Origin of the sequence: Asaia sp. SF2.1 (assembly GCF_000505765.1) — a bacterium.
In the GTDB taxonomy this organism is placed as follows: domain Bacteria; phylum Pseudomonadota; class Alphaproteobacteria; order Acetobacterales; family Acetobacteraceae; genus Asaia; species Asaia bogorensis.
Map to the genome: position 1 here is coordinate 70,209 of NZ_AYXS01000007.1, position 2,191 is coordinate 72,399.

A 2,191-nucleotide genomic window follows, 5' to 3' on the forward strand; every position below is an offset into this window, starting at 1 on the left:
CGTCAAGATTGGCGGTTACTGGGATACGTCAGAGGTCAAGAACGTCTACGCCCAGCTGGCAGGCTTTGAGCTGCCGACAAGCGTGCTCGGCAATCTGCCCATCGACAAGGTGCGCGGCCGTTACGGCGGATGGTTCATGGCCGACCAGATGCTGCAGCGCGACAAAAGCGATTCATCGCGCTCGACCGTGGCCTTCCTGTCCTTCACCTGGGGTGACCCACGCACGGCAATCGCCCCGTATTTCATCACCTGGGGTGTCGTGCGCAAAGGGACGTTCTGGAACCGGCCAAACGATACGATCAGCATCGGTGGCAAGTTTAACTTCGTGAACCCCAAGCTGGGCGCCTATGTGGGAGCCCTTCAGGCGGTACAGACGCAGGATACCGGGTTGCTCAAGCCGAGCGGTGAACATTCCGGCGAAATCAATTATGGCTGGCGTCCGGCTCCGTGGCTCACCATCCGCCCCGGCTTGCAGTATATCTGGCACCCGGGCGGCACCAACCGGTACAAAAATGCCCTGCTGATCGACCTTGAAACAGGCGTGAGCTTCTGACGCTGCGCGCCGTGGCCCCGTTCTCTCACGGATGGGGCCATTGGAGGCTCAAGAGCACGCGCGCTGACCCGATGGACACTGAACCTGACAATGGCCGGTCAGCCCATTCTCCGCTCCCCAATAAGGGGATGGCACTCATCCCGCTCTGGACGCTGTAGCCGCCTCGTTGACCGCCGATGCGCCGTTCAATGACGAGACACTGGGCGAGGTAGGACCTTCTGCCCGACCGATCTGCTACGATCTTCATTGGTCGACCTATTCCCCTGAGCTGAGCGCAGCGCCGGGTCGATCATCCGCATAGGTCGGAGCTGCCTGATCCCGCTTCGATCGAACCGATCACGCCAGCGGAGACCGGTATCATTGCTCCCTTCAAACACAACGCATGACAGGTTCCAAAGCACGCAGCGCGTCATGCCGGAGCGCTGGAGGCTTTCATAAAACTATCATTTTATAAGTGTATCTTCCTGTTTCTGGCGCCGATAGAACGAGCCGTCATCACGATCTATCGAGGTCAAACAATGCAGCTTTCCCGAATTTTCGGCGCCCTGTCGCTCTCTCTGGCCCTGTCATGCGGCGTGTCGCACGCTGCCACCATCACCGGCGCCGGATCGAGCTTCGCGGCTCCGATCTATGGCGCTTGGGGTGAGACTGCACAAAAGGCGATCGGCACCTCTGTCAACTACCAGAGCGTTGGTTCGGGTGCCGGTCAGAACCAGGCGATTGCGCGTACGGTCGATTTCGGCGCTTCTGACAAGCCAATGGACGCGGCGAAGCTGGACAGCAACAAGCTTTATCAATTCCCGACGGCCATGGGCGGGATCGTTGTTATCGTGAACGTACCGGGTATTGCCCCCGGCGCACTAAATCTGGATGGCCCTGCCATTGCCGGGCTCTATGACGGCACGATCTCGACCTGGAATGACCCGCGCATTGCAGCGCTAAACCCGGGTCTCAAGCTGCCGGACACGGATGTGGCCCCGATCCATCGTGCCGATGCGTCGGGCACCAGCTTCGTGTTCACCTCTTACCTCGCCAAGGTTTCCGGCGCCTGGAAGCAGAAATTCGGTGCTGGTACGTCAATCGCCTGGGCAGGCGGTGCAGGTGCGCGCGGCAATGACGGTGTTGCCGCTGGCGTAAAGGAATCAGAAGGCGGTATCGGCTACGTGGAATACGCCTATGCCAGCCGCAACCATCTGAACATGGCGCAGCTTCGTGATCATGATGGCGCTTTCATCAAGCCGGATTCCGCTGCTTTCGCTGCCGCTGCGGCCCATGCCGACTGGGCTCATGCAGACCGTTATGCCGTGGATCTGCTCGACACCGCTGGTGCAAACGCCTGGCCCATTATGAGTGCCACCTTCGTGCTGGTTCCGACTGACCCGAAGGATGCCGCCCAGGGCAAGGCCGTAAAGGACTTCTTCAGCTATGCGCTCAAGAACGGCAATCCTGACGCTGTGAAGCTGGACTATGTTCCGCTGCCGCAATCCGTGAAGGACGCGGTCCTGCAGGGCTGGCCGAAGAACTGAAGTCGCCCTGCTCCCGGCTGCGCCTGACTACAGCCGGACCTATACCGAAGCCCGCCCGGCACGCCTGACGTGACCGTGGCGGGCTTTTTTGTTCCAGTGACCATATTACGAC

At 60.2% G+C, this 2,191-nt stretch carries 2 protein-coding genes; both read left to right on the plus strand.

Annotated elements, in window-relative coordinates; translation table 11 throughout:
* A partial coding sequence (locus P792_RS38415) for a carbohydrate porin (RefSeq protein WP_023978081.1) occupies window positions 1–553 on the plus strand: 553 nt, incomplete at its 5' end.
* Between the two features lie 518 nt (window positions 554–1,071).
* On the plus strand, window positions 1,072–2,079 hold the full coding sequence (gene pstS / locus P792_RS25220; RefSeq protein ID WP_023978082.1) for a phosphate ABC transporter substrate-binding protein PstS: 1,008 nt from the start codon (window positions 1,072–1,074) through the stop codon (window positions 2,077–2,079).
* Window positions 2,080–2,191 lie beyond the last annotated feature (112 nt).